The organism is Streptomyces sp. N35 (assembly GCF_016464295.1).
GTDB lineage: Bacteria > Actinomycetota > Actinomycetes > Streptomycetales > Streptomycetaceae > Streptomyces.
On sequence record NZ_JAEIMH010000015.1, the window covers coordinates 69,294 to 95,640 of the forward strand.

The window sequence follows — 26,347 nt, forward strand, 5'->3', positions numbered from 1 at the left end:
TGGTCCGCGAAAATCGCGGACCAAACCAGCCCGTGGAAACAGAACGCCGCAGGTGCGAGGGGACCGTCAGGGCGCCTGCGGACCCCGGCGCTGCGGCAGTGACACGACGGAGGCGTCCGGGGTGCTCGTCGGAGGAAGCCCCGCGATCTGGCACAGCAGGTCGCACCAGGCGATCAGATGGGAGGCCGTGTCGGGGACGCCGCCCATGCCTTCGCGCGGGGTCCAGGAGGCCCGGATCTCGATCTGGGAGGCCGGGGCGCGTTCGGCGAGGCCGCCGAAGAAGTGGGAGCCGGCCCGGGTGACGGTGCCGCTGGGTTCGCCGTAGGAGAGGCCTCTGGCCTGCAAGGCGCCCGTCAGCCAGGACCAGCAGACCTCCGGCAGGAGCGGGTCCGCGGCCATCTCGGGTTCCAGTTCCGCACGCACGAGCGTCACCAGGCGGAAGGTGCCCTGCCAGGCGTCGTGGCCCGACGGGTCGTGGAGGAGGACGAGACGGCCGTCCGCCAGGTCGTTGCCGTCGTCGACGACGGCGGCCTCCAGCGCGTACGCGTACGGGGCCAGCTTCTTCGGCGCGCGTACCTGCTCGACCTCGATCTCCGGCCGCAGCCGCGCCCCACGCAGTGCGTCCGTGGCCGCGCGGAACGGGAGCGGCAGGGCATGCGCCGCGTTCCCCTCCGTACTGTCCATCCCCTCAGCACCCTCCGACAGTCGTCCCTGAGCCGCAGCCATGCGGGGAAGGTTAAGGGGAACGGGGCCCGCGTGCGGTCAGGGACACTCGGGCCGGGCCGGGCACTTCACGGCACATGGGAGACTTTCCGGTGTGAGTGCCATGGACAGCCCCAAGGGCCAGCAGAGCAAGACGTACGATTCCGCCTTCATGAAGGCGTGCCGTCGTGAGGCCGTACCGCATACGCCCGTGTGGTTCATGCGCCAGGCCGGGCGCTCACTGCCCGAGTACCGCAAGGTGCGCGAGGGCACGGCGATGCTCGAGTCGTGCATGATGCCGGAGCTCGTCACCGAGATCACGCTGCAGCCCGTGCGGCGGCACGACGTGGACGCGGCGATCTACTTCAGTGACATCGTCGTCCCGCTCAAGGCGATCGGTATCGATCTCGACATCAAGCCCGGTGTGGGCCCCGTCGTCGAGCAGCCGATCCGTACGCGGGCGGACCTGGCGCGGCTGCGGGATCTGACGCCCGAGGACGTCACGTACGTGACCGAGGCGATCGGGATGCTGACCGCCGAGCTCGGCGAGACGCCGCTCATCGGTTTCGCCGGTGCGCCGTTCACGCTCGCGAGCTACCTCGTCGAGGGCGGTCCTTCACGCAACCACGAGAACACCAAGGCCCTGATGTACGGGGACCCGCAGCTGTGGGCCGATCTGCTCGACCGGCTCGCCGAGATCACGAGCGCCTTCCTCAAGGTGCAGATCGAGGCCGGCGCGAGCGCCGTGCAGCTCTTCGACTCGTGGGTCGGCGCGCTGTCGCCCGCCGACTACCGCGCCCAGGTGATGCCGGCTTCCACCAAGGTCTTCGACGCGGTCGCCTCGTACGGTGTGCCGCGCATCCACTTCGGTGTCGGTACGGGCGAGCTGCTCGGACTGCTCGGTGAGGCCGGCGCGGACGTCGTCGGTGTCGACTGGCGGGTGCCGCTGGACGAGGCGGCCCGGCGGGTCGGTCCCGGCAAGGCGCTGCAGGGCAACCTCGACCCGGCTGTTCTCTTCTCCACGACCGAGGCCGTCGAGGCCCGGACGCGTCAGGTGCTCGACGCCGCGGCCGGACTCGAAGGCCATATCTTCAACCTCGGCCACGGTGTGCTGCCGACGACCGACCCGGACGCGCTGACGCGTCTCGTCGAGTACGTGCACACACAGACCGCACGCTAGACACCTCTCAAGTCCCAGGAACCTCAAGGGACTCGCCGTACGTCGTACCGGGCATGATCGTGATACCCGATGCCCGGACGGCCGCGTTGTACGAGCGGTGGCGGCACGTGCACGCCACCACCGAGCGGGGCGTGGCCGAGCCGCTTGTTCTCGACTGCGTACGCCGTCTCGCCGCCGAACCCGGGGGTGGGACGGCGCACGTATGGGTCGCCGGGCTCGCGGAGATGACCGGCTATCTCGCGTGGCGCCCCGAGCCGGCGACCGCACGCGCCGCCGTCGAGGCCCTCGTCGCCGCCGCGGATGCGTCGGCCGGCCGGGAGTGCGGGCACGCGACGCATCCGTACGAGCGAGAGCTGGCCGGGCTCGGTGGGGACGACGGGCCGAGCGGCTGGTGTCTGATCGGCGAGAACCCCGAAATCCCCGGTGGGGAAGCCGACTTGTGTCCGCGCAATGTCGCGGGCGTGGCGCGGGTGGCCGCCGATGTGATCGCACCGTTCTCGGTGCCCGGGATACCCGTGGCCGTGTCCGAGGACCATGAGCAGGACGTGAAGGATCTGCTCGACTTCCTGAACGACTACCCGTACGGCGATCCCGCTTTCACGATCGCGTCCAACGCCGGTGCGCCGCTGACGGGCAGCAACAGGGGAGTGCTCGCCGGATATGTCATCACCCAGCATGTGTCGGCCCCCTACGTCTCCTACCGCATCGGGGTCCGGCCGGTCTTCGACGCGATGATCGAGGGCCTGGAGAAGGCGCTGGAGATGCTCGCTCACACCGACGGCGACTGTCCGCACGCCGAAGGCGAGCACCCGGACCTCGAGGAGATCTCCTACGAGACCGAGGCCGAGATCGCCTGCCATGTGCGGACGCCGGGCGGCCGGGCGCACCTCGTGGAGAACGCGCTCGACGAGGGCGAGGGCGCGCTGTGGGTGTGCCCGGGCTTTCTGCGGGAGCTGGCCGAGGAGGCGCTGGGGCAACTGCGGCCGCGTCGCGCCGAGTTGTTCGGCGCGCGGGACACGAGCGCTCTGGACGCCCGGTTCGTACGGGTCGACGGCCGGCCGGCCGTCGGCGAGCTGACGCGCGTCCTCGTCGCGGCCGACGACTTCCTGGGTGCCCGCACGGCCGCTGAGAACGCCCCGCTGTGGGGGCCGCCCGCCGGCATGCGACCGCCACCGACCCGAGCGAACGGCTCGTCCTGCTGCACGTCGCGCTGTGGTCCGCCTCGATCTTCGACCTGCCCTACAGCGTCGGGCGGGAAGTCCGCGCCCTGCTGCGTGCCGTGGACCAGGACCCGTTCGACCACGACTGTCCGTGCGGCGACGGCCACCCGGATTCCGGGCTGCGGGACAACTGGCACCGCCGCGGGACGATGAAGACCCACCTGGATCACCTTTACGCGCCAGGGGAGTTCGCGGTGCCGGACGACGCGTACCCGGCGGATGCGTGGGCCTGCCCGAAGCTGCTCGCCGGATGGGCGCGGAGGCCGGTCGAGGAGATGGACGAGCGGTACGAGGAGATGGACGAGGAGGACGGCGATGACGCATCCACCCTCCGGTGAGCCGGGCTCCGAGGGCGCTGAACCGGCGTCTGCGGACGAACTGATCGAGGCCTGGGACGAGATGAGGGAGTCCGCGCACCTGGACCCCTCCGCGTACGACCGGCTCGTTCTGCGGTGCGCGCGCGAACTGGCCGCCGACCCGGGCGGACCGCTCGCCTACCGGTGGACGACGGGGCTGGTGATGGGGCTCGGGCATCTGGCCACGGGCCTGAGTGAGGGCGTGGCGGCCGAGGCGGCCTTCGATGCGGCGCGGGCTGTCGATGCTGCGTCGCGGGACCTGCCGTGCGCCCACGAGGAGCACCCGTTCCAGGGCGACTTGGCGGCGGAGTCGTGGAGTTTCGCGGAGGTGCTGCGCGACCTGGGCGGCGGCGAGCCGGTGGGCTGGGTGGTGCCCCTGCCGCGCGAGGAGTGGCGCTGTCCGCGCAATGTCGCCGGGTACGCGCGGGTGGTGATGGAGTCGCTGCGGCCGGGCTCGGCCGGCGATGACGTACCGCCGTTCCTGCCGTTCGAGGACCGGTACGAGCTGGAGACCCTCGACGCGATCATGGAAGGCTATCCGCTCGGCAGGTCTTTCGACGTGGCCTTTGATCTGTCCCTGCGGGCCTCGGCGTTGAACGAGGCCGAGGGCGACGACCTGGCGGGCCATGTCTTCGCCGCCACCGCCGTCGCCTGGTACGTGGAGGTCGAGGCGGACGGCACCGTGGACATCCAGGAACTCCTCGACGGGCTGACCGGCGCCTTCGAGCGCGCCCTCGGTCTGCTCGACCGCAGGGCCTGCACCCATGACACCCACCCCGAGCTGCCCGCCGACTGCACGCAGACCCTGTCGATCGGCATGCACCTGGCCAGTGCCCGGGGCCGGGCTGCGTACGAGAGGTGGCCCGAGGAGTGGGCGATCCCTCTCGACACGGCCCTGTGCCCGGCCTTCGTGGCCGCCACGGCCGAGGACTCCCTGCGACGGCTGAGGAACACCCCATGACGTACGAAGAGTTGATCGGCGCCTGGAGCGAGGTCGCGTACGACCGGCTGCCCGAGGACGAGCAGGACCGGCTCGCGCTCGACTGCGCGCGGGAGATGGTGGCGGCGGCCGGAGGCGAGCGGGCGTATCAGTGGGTGTTCGGGCAGGTGCTGATGCTGCCGCACACCGAACTGGCCGGTGGGGATGTGCCTCAGGTGGAGGCCGAGGCGGCGCGGGCCGTGCGCCGGGCGTCCCCGGTGCCGGGCTGTGCGCGCGAGGAGCACCCGTACGACGAGGAGTGGGTCGACCTCGTCGACTGGAACCCGGATCGGCTCCGGACGCGCCGCCGTTGCTGGCGTTCTCCGACCGGCGCATCATCGACTCGCTCACGGCTGTCCTGGAAGGCCACCCTGAGGCGGGTACGGACATCGGCTGGGAAGTCGCCTGCGCAGGGCAGGAGTTGGCGCGTGTGCGGGGCGACGACCGTGCGGGTCAGGTGATCACGGCCGCCGCGCTGACCTGGTGGTCCGGGACCGCCGAGAGCTCCGACGAGGCGTACGACGCCCTCGTGCGGGGATTCGAGACGGCGCTCGCCTCGCTCGCGGACCCCGTGTGCTCCCACGACGAGCACCCCGCGCTGCCGCGTTGGGCAACCGACGTCGTCAGTCTGGGAGTTCACCTCAGCAGCCCCGGCGGACGCGGCGTCTACGAGCGGCACGGACCCGGTGTGAAGAATCCGCCGCCCCTCGAGCCGCTGCTGTGCCCGGCGTTCACGGCCTCCGTGGCACGGGACTCCCTGGCCCGGCTCCGCGAGATGCGCCCGGAGCAGGGCCAGGGATAGCTCAGCCCGCCTTGCGTACCGCCGTCACCGCTTTGCGCGCCGCCACCAGGACCGGGTCCCAGACCGGGGAGAACGGCGGCGCGTAGCCGAGGTCCAGGGACACCATCTGCTCCACGGTCATGCCCGCCGTGAGGGCGACCGCCGCGATGTCCACGCGCTTGGCGGCGCCCTCGCGGCCGACGATCTGGACGCCGAGGAGGCGGCCGGTGCGCCGTTCCGCCAGCATCTGCACCGTCATCAGGGCCGCGCCCGGGTAGTACCCCGCGCGGCTGGTGGACTCGATGGCGACCTTCACGTACTGCCGTCCTGCGGCCTTCGCGTCCTTCTCGCGCAGCCCTGTCCGCGCGATCTCCAGCTCGCACACCTTGCTGACCGCCGTACCGACCACGCCGGGAAAGGTGGCGTAACCGCCGCCCACGTTCGAGCCGATGACCTGGCCGTGCTTGTTGGCGTGGGTGCCGAGGGCGATATGGCGCTCGCTGCCCGACACCAGGTCGAGCACCTCCACGCAGTCGCCGCCCGCCCAGATGTTCTCGTGGCCGCGCACCCGCATCGCACGGTCCGTGAGCAGACCGCCGTGCGTGCCGACCGGCAGGCCCGCCTCGCGGGCGAGCCCCGTCTCCGGGCGTACGCCGATGCCCAGGATCACGACGTCGGCCGGGTACTCGCCGTCCTCCGTGGCTACCGCGCGCACCCGCCGGTCATCACCCGTGAGGATCTTGGTGACCTCCGCGTTGTTCACCATCCGGATGCCCATCCCCGCCATCGCCTCGCCGACGAGGCGGCCCATGTCCGCGTCGAGGGTGGACATCGGCTGGGCGCCGCGGTTGACGACGGTGACCTCGTAGCCGCGGTTCATCATCGCCTCGGCCATCTCGACCCCGATATAGCCCGCGCCCACCACGACCGCCCGCCGGCCCTCGGTCCGCCGCAGGGTGTCGAGCAGGGCCTGGCCGTCGTCGAGGGTCTGCACGCCGTGCACACCGGGGGCGTCGATGCCCCCGAGCGGCGGGCGGACCGGGCGGGCGCCGGTGGCGATCACGAGTTTGTCGTACGAGGTCCAGTACTCCGCGCCGGAGCCGTCGGACTCCAAGTCCCTTGCCAGGACCCGCTGTCCGTCGACGTCGATCCGGACGACCTCGGTGCGCATCCGCAGATCGATGGCGCGCTCGCGGTGCTCCTCGGGGCTGCGCGCGATCAGCTCGTCGCGCTCGTCGACGTCACCGCCGACCCAGTACGGGATGCCGCAGGCCGAGTAGGACGTGAAGTGGCCGCGCTCGAAGGCCACGATCTCCAGCTCGTCCGGGCCCTTCAGCCTGCGTGCCTGTGACGCCGCGGACATTCCCGCGGCGTCGCCACCGATGATCACCAGTCGTTCGCTCATGCGTTCACGCTACGTCGCGGCTCGGACAACTAGCTCGGCAGCTTCACGGTTTGGCCCACCGACAGCTTGTCCGGGTCCTTGATGTCCGGGTTCAGACGGCGCAGTTCGTCCACCGACGTGCCGTACGCCTCGGCGATCCAGCCCAGGGTGTCGCCCGCGCGGACCGTGAACGTGGGCGGGGCGCTGAGGCGGGCGGCGACGGACTTGCGGAAGGAGTCCATCGAGATGCCCGGGCCCTTGGGGTCGATTTTGCCGGGCTGCCATTCGGAGTGGCCGATCACCGAGGTCATGCCGGTGGTGCCCCAGCCGTGTGCCCGGCACAGCGCCGCACAGACCCGTACGACCGCGTCGACCTGCGCGGCGGGCCAGGGGTCCTTGCCGTCGCCCAGGTTCTCGCACTCGAAACCGTAGAAGTGCCGATTGCCGTCCGTGGAGGCCTCTTCGACCTTCGGCAGCGGGCCCTCGGCGATCACCGCGTCGAGGACCCCGGGGTCGCCCAGGCCCGCGTGGTTGGCGCGTCCGTAGCCGATGACATGGACCGTGCCGTCCTTGGCGATCACCGCGTGGCACAGCGGTCCCGGCAGATCGCCGTGCCCGTCCACGCAGAGCTTCACGGTGGCGTCGGTGCCGCGGGTGACGGTGTGATGCACCATCACGCCGTTCACCGGGCCCCACTTGCCCTTGTGGTTACGGTTCCTCGTGCGCCAGCCGTCGAACTCGACGACCCTGACCCCCTCGCCCTGGAGCGCGGCGAGGAAGGCGTCGGCGCTGAGCGGATCGGCCACCAAGTCCTCCTGGGAACGGGTTGGTTCAGGACGCGCTACTTCGGGGGGAGCTTCAGCTTCTGGCCGACCGTGATGTGGTCCGGGTTCGGGATGCCGTTGAGCTTGGCGATCTCCGGATAGCGGCCCGCGTTGCCCAGCTTGGACTGCGCGATCGCGCCGAGGGTGTCGCCGGCCTTCACGGTGTACGTGGCGGCGCGCGGCGCGGCCTTCTTCGCCGTGGTCTTGCGGGCGGTCGTCTTCTTCGCCGTCGTCTTCCTGACCGTCGACTTCTTCGCGCCGCCCGCCTTCGCGACACCGTGGCTCGCGAGATACGCCATCGGGTCCGTGTGGCCGTTGTAGTGGTTCGCGGTCCGCGCCTCGAAGTGCAGATGCGGTCCGGTCACATTGCCGGTCGCGCCCGAGAGCCCGAGCCGCTGCCCGCCCGCCACGCCCTGGCCGGCCTTCACGTCGATGCTGCTGAGATGCGCGTACAGCGTGAAGCGGCCGTCCGACATCTGCACGACGACACAGTTGCCGTACGCACCCTGATCACCGGCGACCACCACCGTGCCGGGACCCACGGAGTTCACCGGGGTGCCGGTCGGGCAGCCGAAGTCGACGCCCGTGTGGAAGCCGGCCGCCCAGCCGCCGGGCTGCTTGTACTTCGCGGTGACCCGGCCTTTGCCGACCGGCATGGTCCAGGAGCTCATGGTCTGCGTCCTCTCGGTTCGTTGAGTGGTCCTCAAGGCGTGCGGCCCGCTGCAACAGCAGCGCGAAGACGGTCGCGAGCAGATGCAGGACGGTGACCACCGGCACGTACAGAATTCGGGCGGCGGCAGTGCCCCGCCAGTCGACCGGCGGGAAGCGCTCGGCCGAGGTGTGCTCGATGACGTTCAGGGCCACAAGGCCGATCACCAGGTAGAGGATGAAGGAGAAGTACTGGGCGTGGACGACAGGGCGGGCGGGAGGAGGGACGCAGCAGCAGCGCGGCGATGATCGGCGGGCCGAGGGCGGCGCAGACCACTGTCACGGCGGCGCGCGGGCGGTACGGGCTGAAGTCGTGCAGCGGATTGCCGATGCCGCTCGCCGTGACAGCCGCGATCACCAACAGGGCACCGGCCGTGACGGCCAGGAGCACTGTGCGGGGTGAGCGGGAGGCAGGCGGCATCGGCACCTCACGGCAGCGGGGGCGGGACTCCTGTCAGCTTGGTCGGCAGGGGTCCCGCTCTCACTTGCTGCTCGGCCGAACGGGTGACCTCTGAGGTGGGGGCGCCCCCGGACCCCCGGCATCCGATCTTCGTTCGGATCTCCTCAGACGCCGGAGGGGCTGGATGGGCCGTCGTCGCCCCCCGGGCCCGCCGGTTCCAGTACCGGTGTCCGCCGGCGCGGCAGTCGCGGGGCGAGTGCGCGCCACACCAGGAACAGAATGAGCAGCACCGCCGCCCACGGGGCGATCGCGAGGACCACGATCACGATCCATTTGGCCACGTTCACCAGTGAGTTCCAGCCGCCCGAGAGCGCGTCGAGGAAGCCGGGGTCGTCGTCTTCCTTCGGCTCGGGCTTCTCGCCGGTCTCGTTCAGGTGGAGCGTGATCGTCGCGAGGCTCGTCCGGTCCTTCAGCGAGGCCTGCTGGGCGAGCAGCGCCTCCAGGTCCGCCTGGCGGGTGCTCAACTCGCCTTCCAGCGTGACCACATCGCTCAGCTTGGTCGCCTGGTCCATCAGCTCCCGGATCCGCGCCACGCTCGCCTTCTGCGTCTTGATCCGGCTGTCGACATCCACGACCTGCTCGGTGACGTCCTCGGCCTTGTCGCTGCGCTCGAGCACCTTGCCCGTGCCCTCCAGGGCCTCGATCACCTTGCCGTACTGCTCCTGCGGGACGCGCAGCACGATCCGCGAGCGCTCCTTGCCCTTGCCGTCGCGGTCCGTCGTCTCGCTGCCGACGATCCCGCCGGCGTCGGCGGCGGCCGTGCGCACCTTGTCCAGCGCGGACGGCACGTTCTCGACGCGCACCCTCAGGGTGGCGGTGCGGATGATGTGCTGGGTGAGCTTGGGGTTCTTGGCCTGCTGGTCCTCCTTGGCGCCGCTGCCCGAGTCGAGTCCGCTGTCGGCGCCCGGCCCGGCAGCCTCGCTGTCGCCCTTGCTGTCACTGCCGGCGTCCGCACGGGCCCCGGCGGCTGCGCCCTTGGCGCCGTCGGAGTCCGAGTCGCCCATCCCGCTGCACCCCGCCCCCGCCAACGCCACGCTCAGCAGCAGCGCGGCCAGTGCCGTGCCCCGCCTTCTGTTCCTCCACGCTGCACGCATCTCGACGTAACCCCCCAAGGTCCGGTGGCTGTTGGTCCTTCGACGCCCAGAGTCGGGGAAACGTTTGGTGCCGGACGATTCCGAAGCGGTCACGGTCCGGACGCGAATGGGGCGGTACAGGGCCCCGTACGGGATCTGAGAGGGTGGGAGCATGCGCGAAACGGACACCCGTACGGAACCTGAACACGTTGGACACGCCGGACACGTGGCCGTGATCGGCGGAGGCATCGCGGGACTCGCCGCGGCGCACCACCTGCTGCGGCGCGGAGCGCGCGTGACGGTCCTCGAGGCGTCCGAGCGGCTCGGCGGCAAGCTGCACGCCGGTGAGATCGAGGGTGTACGGGTGGACCTGGGCGCCGAGTCGATGCTCGCGCGCCGCCCCGAGGCCGTGGCGCTCGCGCGCGAGGTCGGCCTGGGGGAGCGGCTGCGGGCGCCGGCCACGGCGAGTGCGTTGCTGTGGACGCGGGGTGCGCTGCGGCCCATGCCCAAGGGGCACGTGATGGGCGTACCGGCCGACGCGGCTTCGCTGGCGGGTGTGGTGTCGCAGGAGGGCCTGGCCCGCATCGAGCAGGACCGGTCGCTGCCGCCCACCGAGGTCGGCGAGGACATCGCGGTCGGCGAGTACGTGGCGGCGCGGGTCGGGCGCGAGGTCGTGGACCGGCTGGTCGAGCCGCTGCTCGGCGGGGTGTACGCCGGGGACTCCTACCGGCTGTCGCTGCGGATGGCCGTACCGCAGCTGTACGAGGTGGCACAGGCGGGCGGCTCGCTCCTCGACGGGGTGCGTGCGCTGCAGGACCGTGCGGCCGCACATCAGCAGACCGGGGCCGTGTTCATGGGCATCGAGGGCGGGGTCGGCCAACTGCCGCTCGCCGTCGCCGAGTCGGTACGGGCGCGGGGCGGCCGGATCCGCACGGATACCCCGGTGACCGGCCTCGCCCGCGACGGGGACGGCGGCTGGACCGTCCGCACCGCGGACGACACCCTGCGAGCGGACGCCGTGGTCCTCGCGCTGCCCGCCCCCCACCCGGCCCCGCTCCTGGGCCCCCAGGCCCCCGCGGCCGCCACCGAACTGCGCGCCGTCGAGTACGCCTCCATGGCGCTGACCGCCCACGTCTTCCGCCGGAGCGAGATCGAGCTGCCGGCGGGCAGCGGATTCCTCGTCCCGCCCGTCGACGGGCAGCGCATCAAGGCGGCCACCTTCGCCTCGCAGAAGTGGCAGTGGATCGCCGACGAGGACCCCGAGCTGGTCGTCGTGCGCACATCGGTCGGACGGTACGGAGAGACCGAGATCCTGCGGCGCGAGGACGGTGAGCTCGTCGAGATCTCGCGGCAGGACCTCAAGGCCGCCCTTGGCCTGGGCGCCGAGCCCGTGGCCTCCCGGGTGATCCGCTGGAACGACGGGCTGCCGCAGTACCCGGTCGGCCACCACGCACGGGTCGCCCGTATCCGCGAGCACCTCACGAAGCTCCCCGCCCTCGCCGTCTGCGGAGCCGCGTACGACGGCGTCGGCATCCCCGCCGTGATCGCGAGCGCGCAGGCGGCTGCCGCCCCGGGGCCGGGCGCCCCCGGTCAGCCCCGCGTGCTGCATCTTCCCGGGGGACACCCCCGGACCCCCCTGGGCGAGACCATGTTCGGCGGCGCGGGAGAATAGGCCCATGAGTGACGCCCCTGAGAAGATCCCGAACGCCGGCAAGAAGGCCAAGGACCTCAACGAGGTCATCCGCTACACGCTGTGGTCCGTCTTCAAGCTGCGCGATGTGCTCCCCGAGAACCGGGCCGGTTACGCGGACGAGGTGCAGGAGCTGTTCGACCAGCTCGCCGCCAAGGACGTGACCGTGCGCGGCACCTACGACGTCTCCGGTCTGCGCGCCGACGCCGACGTCATGATCTGGTGGCACGCGGAGACCGCCGACCAGCTGCAGGAGGCGTACAACCTCTTCCGCCGCACCAAGCTGGGCCGCGCCCTGGAGCCGGTCTGGTCGAACATGGCGCTGCACCGCCCCGCCGAGTTCAACAAGTCGCACATCCCGGCCTTCCTGGCCGACGAGACGCCGCGCGACTATGTGAGCGTCTACCCGTTCGTGCGCTCCTACGATTGGTACCTGCTGCCCGACGAGGACCGCCGCCGCATGCTCAAGGACCACGGCATGATGGCCCGCGGCTACCCGGACGTGCGCGCCAACACGGTCGCGTCGTTCTCGCTCGGCGACTACGAGTGGCTGCTGGCCTTCGAGGCCGACGAGCTGTACCGGATCGTCGACCTGATGCGTCATCTGCGTGCCTCCGAGGCCCGGATGCACGTCCGCGAAGAGGTGCCGTTCTACACCGGCCGCCGCAAGAGCGTCGCCGACCTGGTGGCCTCGCTCGCGTAAGCGATCACGCAGACGAAGGGGCCGGCTACTTGGGCAGCGGCATCGGCTTGGGCTCCGGGTGCGGAGCGCACGCCGCGCGTCGTACCGGAAGCTGTCCGTTGATCAGGTACGCGTCCATGTGCCCGTTGATGCACGGGTTCGGACCGCCGCTGATGCCGTGCGTACCGGCCTCGCGCTCGGTCACGAGAGCCGATCCGGGCAGCCGGCGGTGCAGTTCGATGGCGCCCTCGTAGGGGGTGGCCGCATCGCGTTCCGCCGCCATGATCAGCGTGGGCGGCAGCGCGCCCTCGGCGACCCGGACGTCCACCGGCTGCTGCCGGGGCGCGGGCCAGTAGGCGCACGGCAGGTTCATCCAGGCGTTGTCCCAGGTCTCGAACGGGGCGATCCGGGCGAGGCGGCTGTTGTCGCGGTCCCAGACGCGCCAGTCGGTGGGCCAGGGGGCGTCATTGCACTCGACGGCCGTGTAGACCGCGTTGCCGTTCTCGTCCTCGGCCGCCGCCTCCGGGTGGTTCGAGGCCTGGGCGACCAGCGGCTTGTCGTTGCCGCGCAGATACTCGGCCAGCGCGTGGGCGCGCTGCGGCCAGTAGTCGTCGTAGTAGCCGGCCTTGAGATACGCGGCCTGCAGCTGGGCCGTGCCGACCTTGCCGCCGGCCGGCTTCGCGGCGATCTGCGCCCGCACCTTGTCGTAGCTGCGCTGCACCTCGGCGGGCGTACGGCCGAGCTTGTACGTCTTGTCGTGCTTGGCGACCCAGACGCGGAAGTCGGCCCAGCGACGCTCGAAGGCGAGCGACTGGTCGAGGTTGTTGCGGTACCAGATCTGGTGCGGGGCCGGGTTGACCGCCGAGTCGAAGACCATGCGGCGTACGTGGCCGGGGAACATCGTCGCGTACACGGCGCCGAAGTACGTGCCGTACGAGGCGCCCACGAAGTTGAGCTTCTTCTCGCCGAGCGCGGCCCTCAGGACGTCCAGGTCACGGGCGTTGTTGAGGGTGTTGTAGTGCTGCAGCGCCTCGCCCGCGTGCTTCAGGCAGCCCTGCGCGTATGCCTTGGCGCGGGCGATCCGCTCCTTCTTGAACGTCATGTCCGGGTGGCTCGGCGAAAGCGTCGGGGCCTTCGCGAAGTCCTTCGGGTTCTGGCAGGACAGCGGCGCGGAGCGGCCCACGCCGCGCGGGGCGTAGCCGACCATGTCGTAGGCGCGCGCGATGTTCTTCCACTCGGGCATCGAGCCGACCAGCGGGAAGTACATCCCGGAGGCGCCCGGGCCGCCCGGGTTGAAGACCAGCGCGCCCTGCCGCTCGTCCTTCTTGCCCGTCGCCGGCACGCGGCTGACGGTCAGCTCGAGCTGACGGCCCCGCGGCTGCGCGTAGTTCAGGGGGACGAGCATGGTGCCGCACATGATGGGCGAGGGCAGGCCCTCCGCCGTCGGGCACTTGCCGAACTTGATCCCGGCGGCCGCGGCGCGCTCCGCGGCGAGGGCGACGCCGCGCATCTCGGGTGCGCCTGCGGGAGGCTGGTCCGCGGGGGCGCTGCCCGCCGGGGTGACGGACAGAACGGTCAGGGCCAGTGAGCCGGCGAGGCCGTACAGGAGAGGCGCTCTCATCGCGCTGCGGGATCCCTTCGAGTGTTGCGTGCGGGCAGCCGGCTCGGGGACGGCTGCCCGCGGAACAAAAGGGATACTTCGGCGGTGAGTTGGTGAAGTCCAGCACCGGGGGCGGCGGTGTCGTGGCAACAACCCCGTTGCGCGACGGGGTGGGGCGACGGCCGCCGGCGCTCAGGCGGGCAGGCCGCTGCGGTGCGAGGCGCGGCGGGCCGCCGCCAGGAGTGCGTGGATCTGCGACCGCACCTGATCAGGGTGGGCGACGGGGGTGGGGAACGGCAGCCGTACGTCGGTGTGGGTGCGCGCGTACTCCAGGCGGAGCGTCATGCCGTAGCGGTCGAGGGCGAGCGGAAGCACCCGCTGCACGCCAGGCCTGGGGTGCGGCCGTACGAGGCGCAGGAGCAGTGGAACGAGTTCGCTGTGGCCGTCGACGAGATGGGTGAGCATGCCCGCCTCGCAGGTGGCGAGCGGGTCCACCTCGGACGCGTGGAGCTCCCGCAGCGTGACGAAACTGCGCCCCTGGGGCGTCTCGAGCAGCGCCTGGCCGTACTCCATGCAGAAGCTCTCCGCGGAATGCGAGGCGTAGGGCGCTTCCAGGATTCCCGTCACGGTCAGGCGGGCGCGCAGCCGGTCGCGGACCGCCGTGGGCGCGATGTCGGTGAACTCCAGGCGCACCGGGGTGCGTTGGGCCTCGGGGTGGAGCGCCGCTTCCGCGGGGTCGTGCAGGTGGACATGGCCCTTGGCGTCCACGCCGTCGAGGTGGTGCACCTCCTGCGAACCCCCGTCCGTGACCACGGACATGGAGTGGGCGGTGGCGAGGAGGGTGCGGACGCGCTCGGCCGGGGTCGGTTCGAGGGTGCGTACGCGCTCGGCGGGGTTCGACTGCGGCGAGCGGGCGCGGAAAGGGCGCATGGATGTTCTCCCGGAGGCAGGTGGAGACGCCCAAGTCACAGTCCCTGGCGACTTAGGCATGCCTAACCTAACCTCATCGGGTCGGGGAAGGGAAACCCCCTTCGGCCGTCAGCTCATCGGCCGTCGCCGAACGCGGCCCGCAGCGCGGGGTCCGTCACGGCGCGCGGGCCACGGACCGCCACCGCCGTGAGGAACCCGCGTTCGTCGTCGGGGCGGTCGATTTCCAGCATGCCGAGCAGCTGCTGGCCCTCGGACGAAGCCCAGCGGGTGTACGGGTGGACCTCGTAGCGGGCTATCGCGAGACAGCCGAGGGTCAGGATCAGGGGGAGCAGGAACCAGGCCACCAACGGGCCCATACTGCCCTCGTGATCGGGCCACATCAGGAGCGACAGGGCGCCGAGCCCGACGATCGCCAGCGCCGCGGCCTGCACCTGGCGCACCGCGGCCTCGATACCGCCGCGCGCTGTGTCCGGTACGGCGAGTCCGGCGGACGTGAGGCGCTCGGCGAGCCGGCGTACCGCCTCGTCGCCGGCCGTGCGGTGCCGTACCGGGGCTATCGGCGACTGTCCCGCGGGTCCGATCGCGCCGAGCACCGAACGCTCCAGGTCGTCCTTGCCGTCCGGGTCCACGACGGTGGCCCAGCCCGTGTGCGCGAGCAGCAGCCGGCGCTGGCGGGCCATGGCGATCATCGCCAGGGCGGCCACGCGGTCGGGCCCGCCGGAGAGGAAGGCCGCCTCGTAGATGCTCAGCTCGGCATCGGGGCGCGGGTCGGCGGGCCGGCCGGCGCCATGGCTCGCGACGAGGCAGAGCCTGATGCAGGTGATGCCTGCCAAGGCCCAGGCGAGGAGGAGGAACGGGACCCAGAACATGGCGGTGTTTCTATGGGACGCAACTGGCTGCGCGCCATGGGTTGTTCATTATGCGGACAGCGAGTGACGAAAATGTGACCAAGCGGTGTTCCGCTACATACCAGTATCCGTCGGCTTCGGGTGGAGTGCGCACCCGAAGCCCGAAGCCCGGAGCCCGAACCCCGAAGCCGACGGACTCGAGCTCAGGAGGAGCTGCCGCAGCTGGAGCCGCCGCCCCCGCCACCGCAGGAGGACCCGCCGGAGGACGACCCGCAGCTCGAGCCACCGGACGACGACCCGCAGCTCGACCCGCCGGAAGAGCCGCAGCCCGAACCTCCGCCCGTCGACCACCCGGAGTCCCCGGAACTGCCGCACGACGAGCCGCCGCATGCCGCGTGGCCGGAACCGCCGCCGCACCAGACCACCGCGACCGCAAGGCCCGCGCCCGAGTCCGTGTACGCGGGCGGCGCCGCGCTCTGGTAGCGCGCACCGGGCCGCGAGGAATTGGTGAGCAGGACGAACAGCTCGCGGTCCGGGATACGGGACAGCCCGTGCAAGGCGATCTGGATCCTCAGGTCGGAGGAGGTCTCGTACGCGCGGCGGTACGCGGCCAGGGCGGCCCGTCCCGCGGGGGTGACCCGCTTGCGCGGCCGGGCGACGACCAGGAGGAGGCCGACCGGGCCGAAGACCGCGAGCACGATGGACACGATCGGTACGAACAGCGCCCAGAGGCACAGCAGCAGACCGATCACGGAAAGCACCGGTGCGCGCCGCGACGGCGGCTTCGGATCGCTCGGCCGCAGGGCCAGACCGCGGCCGGCGAGGCCCTCGCCGATCGCCTGCACGGCGTCGCTGCGCATCAGGGCGACCCGCAGCCAGTACAGCGAGCTGGTCGACGCGGTGCGGAACGCGTCGAGGAAGGCCGCTTCGACCCGGTCGCGCGGTGCGAACTCCCGTACCGCCACGATGCCCGGATCGCGGATCTCGATCCGCCCCTCAGCGGCCAGACCGGCGAGCACCACGTGCGCGACGCGGCCGGGTCCCGCGGTCAGGAACGCGGCCTCGTACACGTCGTCGACCTGCGTGGCGGGCGTCGGCGCGGGGCGGTCGACGACCCGGCGCACGAGGCAGACCAGGCTGGGCAGACCCACCGCCATGACCATGATGTACGCGAAGATCTCCATGCGATCAGTCCCTCCCCAGTGCCAGTCGTACGCGTCGTGCGATCCGCGCCACCGGCCGCTGCGACAGCGGCTTGGGTCCCACGCGGTCCAGCCACCAGTCGGTCAACTCCCGCCGGGTGCCCGGGTCTTCGGGCTTCCCGTCACCGAGCAGCTGCTCGGTGAAGTCGAGCGCGTCATGGCGGTAGCCGTTGGTCATGGGCCGCCTTTGCGCGTACGCGAAGAAGGCCGGCCGGTACGTGTCGCCGAGGATCACCGGGAGTTCGGGCGCGACCTTCGCGACCACGTCCGCCCGCTTGCCGATCAGGGCCCGGCCCTGCACGGCGAGCCGTTGCCGGTCGAAGCCCTCGGGCGCGGGCGTCCCCGCCACAAGCGCCGAGAGCAGCGAGGTCTGCGCGAGGGCGAGGCGGTCGCGGGCCGGTTCGGTGGACGCGCCGGTCGGTGCGGCGGGCCGCGGCGGCTGGGACGTGACGGGCGCGGCCGGGCGGTTGACCCGGAGCGTCTCGCGGATCGTGTCGAGTTCGCGCTCCAGCTCCGCGGGCTCCGGGAAGTGCTCGTCGCGTTCCAGGAGCACGCCGGGCGGAGTGACCCGTGAGGCCAGGTCGGCCAGGATGTCGAGGACCGGCTGCGGCACCGGGTGCGCGTGGCTGTCGTGCCAGACGCCGTCCCGCTCGAAGCCGCCCGCGACATGGACGTACGCGATGGCCTCGACCGGCAGCTCGGACAGGGCCTTGGCCGGGTCCTCGCCGCGGTTGACGTGATTGGTGTGCAGATTGGCGACATCGATGAGCAGCCGTACGCCGGTGCGCTCCACCAGCTCGGTCAGGAACTGCCCCTCGGTGAGCTCCTCGCCGGGCCAGGCCACGAGCGCGGCGATGTTCTCCACGGCGAGCGGCACCGGCAGGGCGTCCTGCGCGATCCGTACGTTCTCGCAGAGCACTTCGAGCGCGTCCCACGTCCGCGGCACCGGCAGCAGGTGCCCGGCCTCGAGGGCCGTGGACGCGGTCCGCTCGCCCCCCGCCCGTACGAACGCGATGTGCTCGGTGACCAGCGGTGCGCCCAGGGCCTCGGCCCGTTCGGCGAGCGCGGTGAGCTTGCCGGCGTCGGGCCGCTCGGCGCCCCCGAGGCCGAGCGAGACACCGTGCGGAATCACGGTCACGCCGCGCTCGCGCAGCCGCGTGAGGGGCTCGGGCAGATGGCCGGGGCAGATGTTCTCCGCCACCACTTCCACCCAGTCGATCCCCGGCATCCGCTCGATGCCCTCCGCGATCTCCGGTCGCCAGCCGATCCCCGTACCCAACTGTGGACGTTGCTTCATCTGTCGCCCCCCTTGCTCCTGCGGCTCGCACCTGTCCGTTCCTGGAGCACGACGCTGTGCTGTGTGCAGGTGTCATGGCCCCGGGGCGCGGCGGTGAATCCACTGCAGGGGACGTTCAGAGGTTGATTTGAGGTTTCGGGCGACGGGATCACCCGGTCAGGTCTCGACGGGATCACCCGGGCAGGTCACGTGGAAAGCGCCTGGTCAGTCCTCCGGGTCGGGACGCGAGGTGTTGATGTCGGACGGGCCGGGCGCGGACGGCCGGGACGTGAAGGACTTGTCGTCGGCGGTGGGGGAGACCGGGGGCGCCGAAGGGACCGGGTTCGAGGGCGGCGGCGGACCGGTCGGGCTCGCGGTGAGTTTGCCGGCGGCCTCGTCGGCGATCCCGTCGAAGTCGACGCGTCCGGTGCGCTCCAGCATGGTGATGTGGTCGAGCACTGTCTGGTTGGCGTCCGTCGCGAGCTGGCGCACGAGGGTGTTGCGGGTGGTGTGCCGCACCTCGGCGATCAGCGCGAACACCTTGCCGTGCGCATTGCGCAGCAGGTTCGCGAACTTCCGCTCGTACTCGACGCCTTGGGCGTCCGTCAGCTCGTTCAGCCAGCCCTGCTGCTGGTCGTTGGGCTGGTTGGGCAGCTCGATGTTGAGCTGCGCGGCGACCGAGCGCACCCGCCGGTCGAGATCGGTGTGGCCGACCACGAGATGGTCGCCGCACTCCTTGATCGACTCGGTGGGTGCGCGCTCGATCGCCTGCTGTCCGGCGGGCAGTTCCCATAACCCTGCCAGCCGGACCTTCACTATGAAGTCGCGGTCGGTCGCGGTCAGCGGCCCCCACTGGGTGGAGACCGTGCCGGCGTCGACATTGGCCTGCCCGGTGCCCGAGCGGTCCGCGTACGACCAGACCGGAAAGGCGAGCGCGCCGAGCGTCGCCACGAGTGCCGCGATGATGAGGGCCGTTCCATTGACGCGCCGCAGCAAGGGTGCCTCCCGGGATAGTGCGCTGTTCCCGCACGAACCAACCGCCAACTGACCGGCCGTTCAACCTACTTGGCGGTATTGAGAGATACGCAATGCCGGGGTGTTGTGTTCAGAGGGACCGTGGCGCTTCCTGGTCGTCCGGTGACCAGTGTGGGTCGCGGCCGAGCAGTTTCAGGGTCGCGGTGAGGGGGTCGGCGTCCGGCTCGGGTGGCACCAAGGGCCCGAAGAACGGCGCCCGCCCCTCGGCCGGGATGCGGCGGGCGCTCCGCAGGACCGTCTCCCTTACGGCGGACGGCAGTTGGGGCGTGGTGCCGAGCGTGACCGCCAGGTCCCACGCGTGGACCGCGACATCGAGCAGATGGAAGGAGACGGCCACCCGCCCGGGGAAGGCGCCGCCCAGCTGCGGAAGCACGAACTCCCGTTCCGTACCGCCGTGTTCGGCGAACGGTACGAGGAGCGCCGCCACCGAGGCGCCGTACGCGCCGACGGGATCCGCCCCGAAGTCCTCCGGTGTCCGCCAGTGCGCGGGCAGTCCGCCCTCGCCGCGCGCGGCGGCCGCGAAGCCGTGGTTCAGCGCGGTCAGATGGGCGACCAGGCCGAAGAGGGTCCACTCGCTGCAGGGAGTGGGCCGGTCCCAGTCCTTGTCGTCGACGCCCCGGACCAGGCGCAGCGTTTCGTTCGCGGCTATCCGGTCGAGCTCGACGTAGTTCGTCTTCGTCACGCGTCCTCCAGGTGAACGGGCCCGTGGGGCCAGGGAGTTGTGCCGGTGAGCAGGGCGCGGGCCCGGTCCCAGACCGCGTCCGGTTCGAAGTCCTCGACCCGCCAGGCGGTGGCGCGCAGTGCCCCGCGCCCTCGGTGGGCCCGGACGATCTCGAGGTGGTCGGGCCGGCCCACGAACTCCTTGAGGGCGACCTCGTCGCGCCAGACCGACACCGCGCCGGAGCGCCTGCCCGGGACATCGGCCCAGAGCCACATGCCGAGGGCGCCCGGAGTCCTGGGCCAGGTGCGGCGCAGGCGCAGGCCCGCGAGGGCGACGGCGGCGGCCTGCGGATGGGTCGTGGCGGTGAAGTCGGTGAGGCTGATGTGGGCTCCGCAGAGCGAGAGCGGTACGGGACCGGATTGCCAGCGGCTGCGCAGGAGTCGAGTGGCCATGCCCTCACCATAAAACTAAACGACCGATCGTGCTACTTGTTTGCGCGCGGAGATTCAGGCTCCAACAGCGAGGCGTTTCAGGCGGGGTGGGTCAGGCGAGGCGTTTCGGATGAGGTGGGTCAGACGGTGTGGGTCAGGCGATATGCGGTACGAGCTCCGGATCCGTCGCCGCCGAGCGCAGCCTTGCGGCGATCCCGGACCGGGCCCGGTCGTACGGCGTCGGATCCCCGTTGAGCAGCGAGTGGGCGTTGGCGGTCTCGAGGAGAGCGACCAGCTCGAACGTGAGCTGCGCGGGATCGGTGCCGGGGGTCAGCTCGCCGGCGGTGCGTGCCTCGGCGACCCGTTCCTCCACGTAGGCCATCCACACGGTGAGGGACTCCACCACGGCGTCGTGGACGGGGCCCTGCCGTGCGTCGAACTCGGCCATCACCGCGTAGAAGAAGCATCCGCCGGGAAACACCCTGCCCTGCGAATACCGCAGCCATCCCTCGCACAGCCGCGCCACCTTGCCCACGCCGGCGGGGAGTTCGGCCACGGGTGCGAGTACCTCGTCGCTGTAGATCCGTCCTGCGGCCCGGATCGTGGCGAGCTGCAGCTCCTCCTTGGACCCGAACAGCGCGAACACGCCGCTCTTGCTGAGCCCGAGCTCGGTGGCGATCCGGCCCACCGAGAGCGCCTCGAGCCCCTCGACGGAGGCGATGTCGACGGTGCGGCGCAGCACGAGGCGTCGGGTGCGGTTGCCTCGTTCGACGCGGCCGTCGCGGGTGGCCGCCCGGGGCTGGCCGTCGCGGGTCGCCGCATCGGCCCGACCGTTGCCGGTCGCGGCTTCGGACCGGCCGTCGCGATGTGCCTGACTCACCTGCGCGCACCCCATGACTAGGACTGTTCCTGCCCTGTGCACCCTAAGCGGTGGTGCGGGAGAGCGGGAAGCCGCGCTCAGCGCCAGTCGTACGCCTTCACCGGCGGTGTGCCGCGTCCGCTCTTCTTGTCGATCCAGAGGATCCGGCCGTCGTGCAGGTGGATCGTGTGCGGCTCGTCCGCCGTCACGCGCAGCCGCCGCCGTGCCACCTCACGGCCGTCGGCGGGGTCGAGTACATACGCGTGGCAGCGCCATCCGGCATGCGTCCCTTCGCTGACTTCCTCGTGGTGGCGCAGAGCGAGCACACGGCCGCGATGCCGGGCCGGCGCGCCGATGCCCCAGCCTTCGTCCCACGTCCGCAGGTGCCACCCCGTCGACAGCGAGAAGCCCGCAAGGCGGCCCACGTGGTCGTACCCCGGCGATGCGAGGAACGCGATCAGCGTGTCCCCCGACCACATGACCTGGCGTCTGTGGTCGGGGAGGCACCAACTGTCGTACGGCAGGAGCGGGGTGCCGTCGGCTTCCGAGATCTCCGCAACCGTACGGCCGTCCTCGTCCTCGTCCAGGTGCAGCACATGGTTCCCGCCGCGCCGGCCCGCGCCTCGCGCCGCGAGCAGCAAGGGATCCACGGCGGCGATCTCCACGTCCTCGACGGGACCGTCGACCGGGACCGGCCGCTCCCAGCGCACGGTGCCGTCGGCGGTGTCGACCGATGTGACGGTGGCGCTGCCCGCCTGCCGCGTGACGAGAACGAGCCGATCTCCCGCGGCCCCGATCCTGGCCCGGCTCGCAGGCTTGCGCGGCACGGTCCACGCGTGTCGCCCCGTCCGCCGGTTCAGAGCGACGAGCGCGTCCCCCGATCTCACGTCGAGGGCGGTGACGGTGGCGGTCTTCCCGCCGGCGCAGGTGTCGGGCCAGTGGGCCACCAGCGCGACCCCGTCCACGACTTGGTCGGCCATGGCCGCAGCACGTCGCGGCCCGGAACCTCCCAGACCCAGCGCTGCTTGCCGGTCCCGGTGTCGAAGGCGCGCAGCCGATCGAAGGAGGCCCGGACGACCAGCCCGTCACAGTGCCAGGAGCCCAGCGCCTCGGAATCGGCCGGGCCGGCGTGCTGGGCCTCCCACACCGGTCTCAGCGCACGCAGGCGGCGCTTGGGAGGCCGGAACGAATCCGGCGCCCTGTCCTCGGACATATGTCTCTCCCCCCGGAAGGGCCGATGCCGGGGAAGAGTAGCGGGGTCCGGCCAGTTCAGCGCCGCAGGGCCGGATGGTCCGCCACCACGGTGCACGAACCCGGCGCGATCTCCGTGAAGCCGGCATCCCGTACGACCGGAAGGCCGCTCGTCGTCAGCGCCGCCCACGCGTCCCCGGCCGCCGTGCGCACCGCCAGCGGGAAGCCCGCGTCGCGCCAGTCCGCGCGCTCGGTGTCCGACAGTTCCCACCAGGCGAGCTGGGCGCCGTGGCCGGCCTGGGCCATCGCCTTGCCCGCCGACATGTCGACATCCGGGCTCATCCACAGGACCGGCCCCGTGAGGTCGGGGTCCGCGGGCGGTTCCGGGTCGTCGAGTTCGGTGCCCGAGACCTGGAGTTTGGCGAGCTCCTTGGGCCAGCCGTCCAGGGGGACCGGCGGGAAGACGCGGACCTCGGCGGACTTTCCGGTGACCGTGAGGCCGGGCAGGGCGCACGCCTTGCGCCACTCCGCGCCGCGGGCCCGGCGGACCACCTTGCGGATCCGGGCGTCCTGCCAGTCCCGCATCACCTGCGCCCACTCCCCGTCGTCGAGCGAGCGCGGATCGCTGAGCATCACGAGCACCGCGCGCGCCGCCGTCTCCAGGGCGTCGGTGCGCGCCGGGGGAGCGGTCTTCTCCAGGTGGAGGACGAGCGGCAGGACGAACTGGGGGGCCTCGTCGCGGCTCATGTTCTCGTGCTGGAAGGGGCTGTCGGTGCCGGTGCCCGGGGTGGGGTTCTCGCTGCTCACGCGCCCCAGTCTGCCAGGAGCGATACGGGCTTTCGAAGGCTGGACGAAAGTCTGCCGGCCTCATCCTTTGGTCTCTTGGCGGCGTCAAAGCCGCGCGCGAGGATGCAGAGCATGAAAAGCGACCTGTTTGCCGCGCAGCACATGGCTCAGCCGGCCACCGTGCCGGGGATGAGTCCCCAGAACTCCAAGTCGATCAAGTACGTGGTCAACGGTGAGATGTTCGCCCGCCAGGGCGCCATGGTCGCCTACCGCGGAAGTCTGCAGTTCGAGCACAAGGGTCAGGGCGGGATCGGCGGCATGCTCAAGCGCGCCGTCACCGGTGAGGGGCTGCCGCTGATGGCCGTGCGCGGTCAGGGGGAGGTGTGGTTCGCCCAGCAGGCCGCCAACTGTTTCATCGTGGATGTCGAGCCGGGTGACGCGCTCACCATCAACGGGCGCAATGTCCTGTGCTTCGATCCCACGCTCTCGTACGAGATAAAGACCGTGAAGGGATCGGGCATCACCGGGGGCGGTCTCTTCAACAGCGTCTTCACCGGGCAGGGCAAACTCGGCGTGATCTGCGAGGGTGAGCCGATCGTCATCCCCGTCTCGCCGCAGACGCCGGTCTTCGTGGACACCGATGCGGTGGTCGGCTGGAACGCCCAGCTGAGTACCTCCCTGCACCGCTCGCAGAGCCTCGGCTCGATGGTGCGCGGCGGCTCGGGCGAGGCCGTGCAGCTCAAGCTGGAGGGTGAGGGGTACGTCATCGTCCGGCCCAGCGAAGCTCCCGCCGTCCAGCCGAAAGCGCATTGATGCTCACGTTCCACCACGTCGGGCGCCGCTACGGACTCGGCGGACCCTGGGTGCTGCGCGGAGTCGGTCTCGCGCTGCCCGCCGGCACCCTGGCGCGTTTCGCCGGCGCCAACGGCACCGGGAAATCAACCCTGTTGAGGCTCGCGGCCGGTATCGACGCGCCGAGCGCCGGCCGGATCGAGGGCCGTCCGCGCACGGCGTACGTCCCCGAACGCTTCCCGCCCGCGCTCCCCTTCACCGCCCACGGCTATCTCACCCGCCTCGGACGCGTCCACGGCCTGTCCCGGCGTACGGCACGCGTCCGGGCCGAGCACTGGCTGGACCGTTTCGGCGCGCGGGCCCATGGGGACACGCCGCTGGCCGAGCTGTCCAAAGGCACCGTGCAGAAGGTCGCCGTGGCCCAGGCGCTGCTCGCCGAGCCGGAGTTGCTGGTGCTCGACGAGGCGTGGACGGGGCTGGACGCCGAGGCGCGGGACGCGCTGGACGAGGTGGTGACGGAGCGGGTCGCCGGGGGAGCGTCGGTGCTCTTCGTCGACCACGATCCGCGGCGGCTCGCGGGTGCGGTCTCGGCGGCGTACGAGGTGTCGGGCACGTCGCTGATCCCCGCCGAACAGGGCACGGCCCGGGTACGGATCGACGCGCAGGCCCCGCCCGGGACCGAGCTGCCCGACGGGCTGCCCCCCGAGGTGACCCACGAGACGGACCCCTCGGGTACGGTCCGCTTCACCGTCCCGGCCGCCCACTCGGACGCGCTCCTGCGCGCGCTGCTCACGGCGGCCGGCCCCTGGCACATCCACCGCGTCCGCCCACCAGCCGCCCGGGAACGATGACCGCACTGCTCGGCTACCACGCCGCCCTCCTCCTGCGCTCCCAACGCTGGCTCCCGCCCGCCGTGTTGTACGGGGCGCTGCTCGCCGTCGGTGTCGGCATGGGCGACCCCTTGCTGGACTCGCTCGGGTACGCGGCGGCTGCCCTGCTGCCCGTCGCCGCCTGGCTGGTCCGTATCTGCGCCACCCAGGAACCGCCCGCGGCCCGGCATGTCACCGCCACGGCGGCAGGGGGCCCCTCGCGGGCCCAACTCGCCGTACTGCTCACGGCCTTGGCGGCCGGCGGGCTGCTCGGAGTGATCGGCACGGTGCTCACGGTGGCGCTGGGCGACGCCCGCAGCACCGACCACACCGTGGCGATCCCCCTGCCCGGCGCCCTCGTATCCGGCCTGCTCGCCGCCGCGGTCTGCACCCTGACCGGCGCGGCCCTGGGCGCCCTGTGCACCTGGCCGGTGCTGCGCGGCAGGGGCTGGTCCCTGGCGGTGCTTTGCCTGGGGGCGCTGCTTCTCCTGGTGACCGCCGGCTCCCCGGCGCGCGCCGCCGTCTCCGCTCTGATCAGCGGCTCCCGTACGGGCGAGACGCCACTGTCCGTCCTACCGCTCGCAGGAGCGATGGCCGTCGCGACGGGTGCGGCGGCCCTGTCGTGCCGGCTCAGCGCGCGGCGTACGTAGCGGCTGCCCGCACCGGGCAGTTGGTTCAGCGTGCGGCGTATGGAGCGGGTCCCATACCGGGCACTCGTGTCGGCGCGCGACGTACGGAGCGGGTCCCCATACCGGCCAGTGGTGTCAGCGCGCGACGTACGCAGCGGGTCCCCATACCGGCCATTGGTGTCAGCGCCCGGCGTACGTAGCGGGCTCCCACACCGAGCAGTCGTGTGCGAACAGCACACGCTGCGGGTCGAATTCCGCGAGCCGGTCGAACCACGGCCGATACGTGGGGAGCGGGCCCCGCGCACCCGCCGACCCGGCCTCGCGGGCGAGGTGCTCCGCCGCGAAGTCCGAGGCGCGGTCGCAGGCCTGACCGGCGAGGACGACGTCGCCGTCGGAGCGCCGGACGACGAGGGACTGGTGGCCCCGCGTATGGCCGGGCGTCGCGATGACCCAGACGTCCGGCCAGATCTCCGCGTCGCCGTTCAGCCGCTCGTACGCGGCGCCAGGGAAGTCGACCAGTCCGTCCACCGTGTAGTCGCCCCGGCGTGCGGCGTCCAGCTCCGTCGCCTGGACGAGAACGGGTCTGCCGGCCAGCAGAGGATTGCCACCGCAATGATCGAAGTGCAGATGGCAGTTGACGACCAGGGCGATGTCGCCCAGGGACACCCCCGCGGCCGCGAGGGCATCGGGCAGGGGCCGGCGCCGCGGGCGGTGGCGCGCCTCGGTCGCGGCATCCGCGCGGCCGATGCCGGTGTCGAAGAGGATCAGGCCCCGGTCATGGCGGACCAGATAGGCGAGCGCGGATTCCACGCGCGGCCGAGAGCCGTCCGCCTCGGCGGCAGGGCGGAGGAAGTGCCCCAGGTCGAGCCGGCGTACGGCGATGTCGCGTCCCATGACCGCCATCGTGGCGGCCGGCGCGGCAGGACGCCCGGGGCTCTGCCGAGGGCAGAACCCCAGGGGTGCGCCGCGGGCCTCACCCCGAGCAAGCCGCCCGCTCCGCCTCCCGCCACTCGCATACGGGGCAGAGCGTGATCCCCTTCGCCGACTCCGGGTACTCCGTGGGTTCGCGGCACAGCACGCACTCCGCGAGGGGTTCGTCCGTCATGGCCTCAGGGTAGTTCCGCCGCGCGCACGAACTGTCGCGCCGGCGCCGGCCGCGGGGGCGGGGGGGCGGGGCGCCCCCGGCGTGTGGGGGCTGG

The 26,347-nt window shown here is 71.9% G+C and carries 29 protein-coding genes; 11 read left to right on the forward strand and 18 right to left on the reverse strand.

Annotated features, from left to right (window positions below):
* Positions 1-66: 66 nt before the first annotated feature.
* A complete protein-coding gene (locus JAO81_RS11300; RefSeq protein ID WP_199547653.1) occupies positions 67-726 on the reverse strand; it encodes a DUF3000 domain-containing protein in 660 nt (219 codons plus the stop codon).
* 91 nt (positions 727-817) lie between these two features.
* Between JAO81_RS11300 and hemE the strand changes: the two genes are divergently transcribed.
* Genes hemE through JAO81_RS11330 form a run of 6 tightly spaced genes read left to right on the forward strand, consistent with a single transcriptional unit; the run spans position 818 to position 5,239 of the window.
* Positions 818-1,882 (forward strand): uroporphyrinogen decarboxylase, encoded by a 1,065-nt coding sequence (gene hemE, locus JAO81_RS11305; RefSeq protein WP_199547654.1) that lies wholly within the window; start codon positions 818-820, stop codon positions 1,880-1,882.
* A gap of 53 nt (positions 1,883-1,935) precedes the next feature.
* Positions 1,936-3,255, forward strand: a complete 1,320-nt coding sequence (locus tag JAO81_RS11310) for a hypothetical protein (protein ID WP_199547655.1) — start codon at positions 1,936-1,938, stop codon at positions 3,253-3,255.
* Positions 3,252-3,440, forward strand: a complete 189-nt coding sequence (locus JAO81_RS11315; RefSeq protein ID WP_199547656.1) for a hypothetical protein — start codon at positions 3,252-3,254, stop codon at positions 3,438-3,440. Before JAO81_RS11310 ends, JAO81_RS11315 begins: the two co-directional genes overlap by 4 nt.
* Entirely contained in the window at positions 3,418-4,419 is a 1,002-nt protein-coding gene (locus JAO81_RS11320) for a hypothetical protein (RefSeq protein ID WP_199547657.1), read from the forward strand. Before JAO81_RS11315 ends, JAO81_RS11320 begins: the two co-directional genes overlap by 23 nt.
* Positions 4,416-4,898 (forward strand): hypothetical protein, encoded by a 483-nt coding sequence (locus tag JAO81_RS11325; RefSeq protein WP_199547658.1) that lies wholly within the window; start codon positions 4,416-4,418, stop codon positions 4,896-4,898. Before JAO81_RS11320 ends, JAO81_RS11325 begins: the two co-directional genes overlap by 4 nt.
* A complete protein-coding gene (locus JAO81_RS11330; protein WP_199547659.1) occupies positions 4,868-5,239 on the forward strand; it encodes a hypothetical protein in 372 nt (123 codons plus the stop codon). Before JAO81_RS11325 ends, JAO81_RS11330 begins: the two co-directional genes overlap by 31 nt.
* A gap of 1 nt (position 5,240) precedes the next feature.
* On the opposite strand, the gene JAO81_RS11335 is transcribed toward JAO81_RS11330, so the two are convergent.
* The 4 genes from JAO81_RS11335 to JAO81_RS11355 all read right to left on the reverse strand — a co-directional run bounded on the left by JAO81_RS11335 (position 5,241) and on the right by JAO81_RS11355 (position 9,688).
* Positions 5,241-6,623, reverse strand: coding sequence for an FAD-dependent oxidoreductase (locus JAO81_RS11335; RefSeq protein ID WP_199547660.1), 1,383 nt, complete (start codon positions 6,621-6,623; stop codon positions 5,241-5,243).
* A gap of 29 nt (positions 6,624-6,652) precedes the next feature.
* Positions 6,653-7,408 (reverse strand): N-acetylmuramoyl-L-alanine amidase, encoded by a 756-nt coding sequence (locus JAO81_RS11340; RefSeq protein WP_199547661.1) that lies wholly within the window; start codon positions 7,406-7,408, stop codon positions 6,653-6,655.
* Between the two features lie 35 nt (positions 7,409-7,443).
* Positions 7,444-8,097 (reverse strand): peptidoglycan DD-metalloendopeptidase family protein, encoded by a 654-nt coding sequence (locus JAO81_RS43660; protein ID WP_307813301.1) that lies wholly within the window; start codon positions 8,095-8,097, stop codon positions 7,444-7,446.
* A 601-nt stretch (positions 8,098-8,698) separates the two neighbouring features.
* On the reverse strand, positions 8,699-9,688 hold the full coding sequence (locus JAO81_RS11355; RefSeq protein WP_199547662.1) for a DUF4349 domain-containing protein: 990 nt from the start codon (positions 9,686-9,688) through the stop codon (positions 8,699-8,701).
* A 151-nt stretch (positions 9,689-9,839) separates the two neighbouring features.
* On the opposite strand from JAO81_RS11355, the gene hemG reads away from it, so the two are divergent.
* Both hemG and hemQ read left to right on the forward strand, forming a co-directional pair.
* A complete protein-coding gene (gene hemG, locus JAO81_RS11360) occupies positions 9,840-11,339 on the forward strand; it encodes a protoporphyrinogen oxidase (RefSeq protein WP_199547663.1) in 1,500 nt (499 codons plus the stop codon).
* 4 nt (positions 11,340-11,343) lie between these two features.
* Complete coding sequence (gene hemQ, locus JAO81_RS11365) at positions 11,344-12,060, forward strand: hydrogen peroxide-dependent heme synthase (RefSeq protein ID WP_199547664.1); 717 nt, start codon at positions 11,344-11,346, stop codon at positions 12,058-12,060.
* 25 nt (positions 12,061-12,085) lie between these two features.
* Here the strand turns inward: hemQ and JAO81_RS11370 are convergent, their stop codons facing one another.
* From JAO81_RS11370 to JAO81_RS11420, 11 genes are all read right to left on the reverse strand, one after another.
* Complete coding sequence (locus tag JAO81_RS11370) at positions 12,086-13,660, reverse strand: alpha/beta hydrolase (protein WP_199547665.1); 1,575 nt, start codon at positions 13,658-13,660, stop codon at positions 12,086-12,088.
* Between the two features lie 171 nt (positions 13,661-13,831).
* A complete protein-coding gene (locus tag JAO81_RS11375) occupies positions 13,832-14,569 on the reverse strand; it encodes a DUF2470 domain-containing protein (RefSeq protein ID WP_199547666.1) in 738 nt (245 codons plus the stop codon).
* A 113-nt stretch (positions 14,570-14,682) separates the two neighbouring features.
* Positions 14,683-15,438 (reverse strand): TIGR04222 domain-containing membrane protein, encoded by a 756-nt coding sequence (locus JAO81_RS11380; RefSeq protein ID WP_199547667.1) that lies wholly within the window; start codon positions 15,436-15,438, stop codon positions 14,683-14,685.
* A 182-nt stretch (positions 15,439-15,620) separates the two neighbouring features.
* Complete coding sequence (locus JAO81_RS11385; protein WP_199547668.1) at positions 15,621-16,601, reverse strand: TIGR04222 domain-containing membrane protein; 981 nt, start codon at positions 16,599-16,601, stop codon at positions 15,621-15,623.
* Positions 16,602-16,605: 4 nt separating this feature from the next.
* On the reverse strand, positions 16,606-17,916 hold the full coding sequence (locus JAO81_RS11390; RefSeq protein WP_199547669.1) for a DUF692 domain-containing protein: 1,311 nt from the start codon (positions 17,914-17,916) through the stop codon (positions 16,606-16,608).
* Positions 17,917-18,120: 204 nt separating this feature from the next.
* Positions 18,121-18,888, reverse strand: coding sequence for a DUF4142 domain-containing protein (locus JAO81_RS11395; protein WP_199547700.1), 768 nt, complete (start codon positions 18,886-18,888; stop codon positions 18,121-18,123).
* A 112-nt stretch (positions 18,889-19,000) separates the two neighbouring features.
* On the reverse strand, positions 19,001-19,612 hold the full coding sequence (locus tag JAO81_RS11400) for a TIGR03086 family metal-binding protein (protein ID WP_199547670.1): 612 nt from the start codon (positions 19,610-19,612) through the stop codon (positions 19,001-19,003).
* Positions 19,609-20,043, reverse strand: a complete 435-nt coding sequence (locus JAO81_RS11405) for a hypothetical protein (protein WP_199547671.1) — start codon at positions 20,041-20,043, stop codon at positions 19,609-19,611. The genes JAO81_RS11400 and JAO81_RS11405 overlap by 4 nt, the downstream gene beginning before the upstream one ends.
* 133 nt (positions 20,044-20,176) lie before the next feature.
* On the reverse strand, positions 20,177-20,764 hold the full coding sequence (locus JAO81_RS11410; protein ID WP_307813304.1) for a TetR/AcrR family transcriptional regulator: 588 nt from the start codon (positions 20,762-20,764) through the stop codon (positions 20,177-20,179).
* 215 nt (positions 20,765-20,979) lie between these two features.
* On the reverse strand, positions 20,980-21,861 hold the full coding sequence (locus JAO81_RS11415; protein ID WP_199547673.1) for a PQQ-binding-like beta-propeller repeat protein: 882 nt from the start codon (positions 21,859-21,861) through the stop codon (positions 20,980-20,982).
* Between the two features lie 289 nt (positions 21,862-22,150).
* Positions 22,151-22,819 carry a peptidyl-tRNA hydrolase gene (locus JAO81_RS11420; protein ID WP_199547701.1) on the reverse strand — a complete coding sequence of 223 codons (669 nt, stop codon included), beginning with the start codon at positions 22,817-22,819 and terminating at the stop codon, positions 22,151-22,153.
* A gap of 171 nt (positions 22,820-22,990) precedes the next feature.
* Between JAO81_RS11420 and JAO81_RS11425 the strand changes: the two genes are divergently transcribed.
* From JAO81_RS11425 to JAO81_RS11435, 3 genes are read left to right on the forward strand one after another with little or no spacing between them, the layout of a single operon-like run.
* The gene (locus JAO81_RS11425; RefSeq protein ID WP_199547674.1) at positions 22,991-23,671 is read left to right on the forward strand and encodes an AIM24 family protein; all 681 of its coding nucleotides are present in this window, start codon (positions 22,991-22,993) and stop codon (positions 23,669-23,671) included.
* Positions 23,671-24,501, forward strand: coding sequence for an ABC transporter ATP-binding protein (locus tag JAO81_RS11430; RefSeq protein ID WP_199547675.1), 831 nt, complete (start codon positions 23,671-23,673; stop codon positions 24,499-24,501). The genes JAO81_RS11425 and JAO81_RS11430 overlap by 1 nt, the downstream gene beginning before the upstream one ends.
* Positions 24,498-25,169, forward strand: a complete 672-nt coding sequence (locus tag JAO81_RS11435) for an ABC transporter (RefSeq protein WP_199547676.1) — start codon at positions 24,498-24,500, stop codon at positions 25,167-25,169. The genes JAO81_RS11430 and JAO81_RS11435 overlap by 4 nt, the downstream gene beginning before the upstream one ends.
* A gap of 159 nt (positions 25,170-25,328) precedes the next feature.
* Here the strand turns inward: JAO81_RS11435 and JAO81_RS11440 are convergent, their stop codons facing one another.
* Both JAO81_RS11440 and JAO81_RS43380 read right to left on the reverse strand, forming a co-directional pair.
* The gene (locus JAO81_RS11440; protein WP_199547677.1) at positions 25,329-26,042 is read right to left on the reverse strand and encodes an N-acyl homoserine lactonase family protein; all 714 of its coding nucleotides are present in this window, start codon (positions 26,040-26,042) and stop codon (positions 25,329-25,331) included.
* A gap of 79 nt (positions 26,043-26,121) precedes the next feature.
* A complete protein-coding gene (locus tag JAO81_RS43380; protein WP_267913004.1) occupies positions 26,122-26,253 on the reverse strand; it encodes a hypothetical protein in 132 nt (43 codons plus the stop codon).
* Positions 26,254-26,347: the final 94 nt, after the last annotated feature.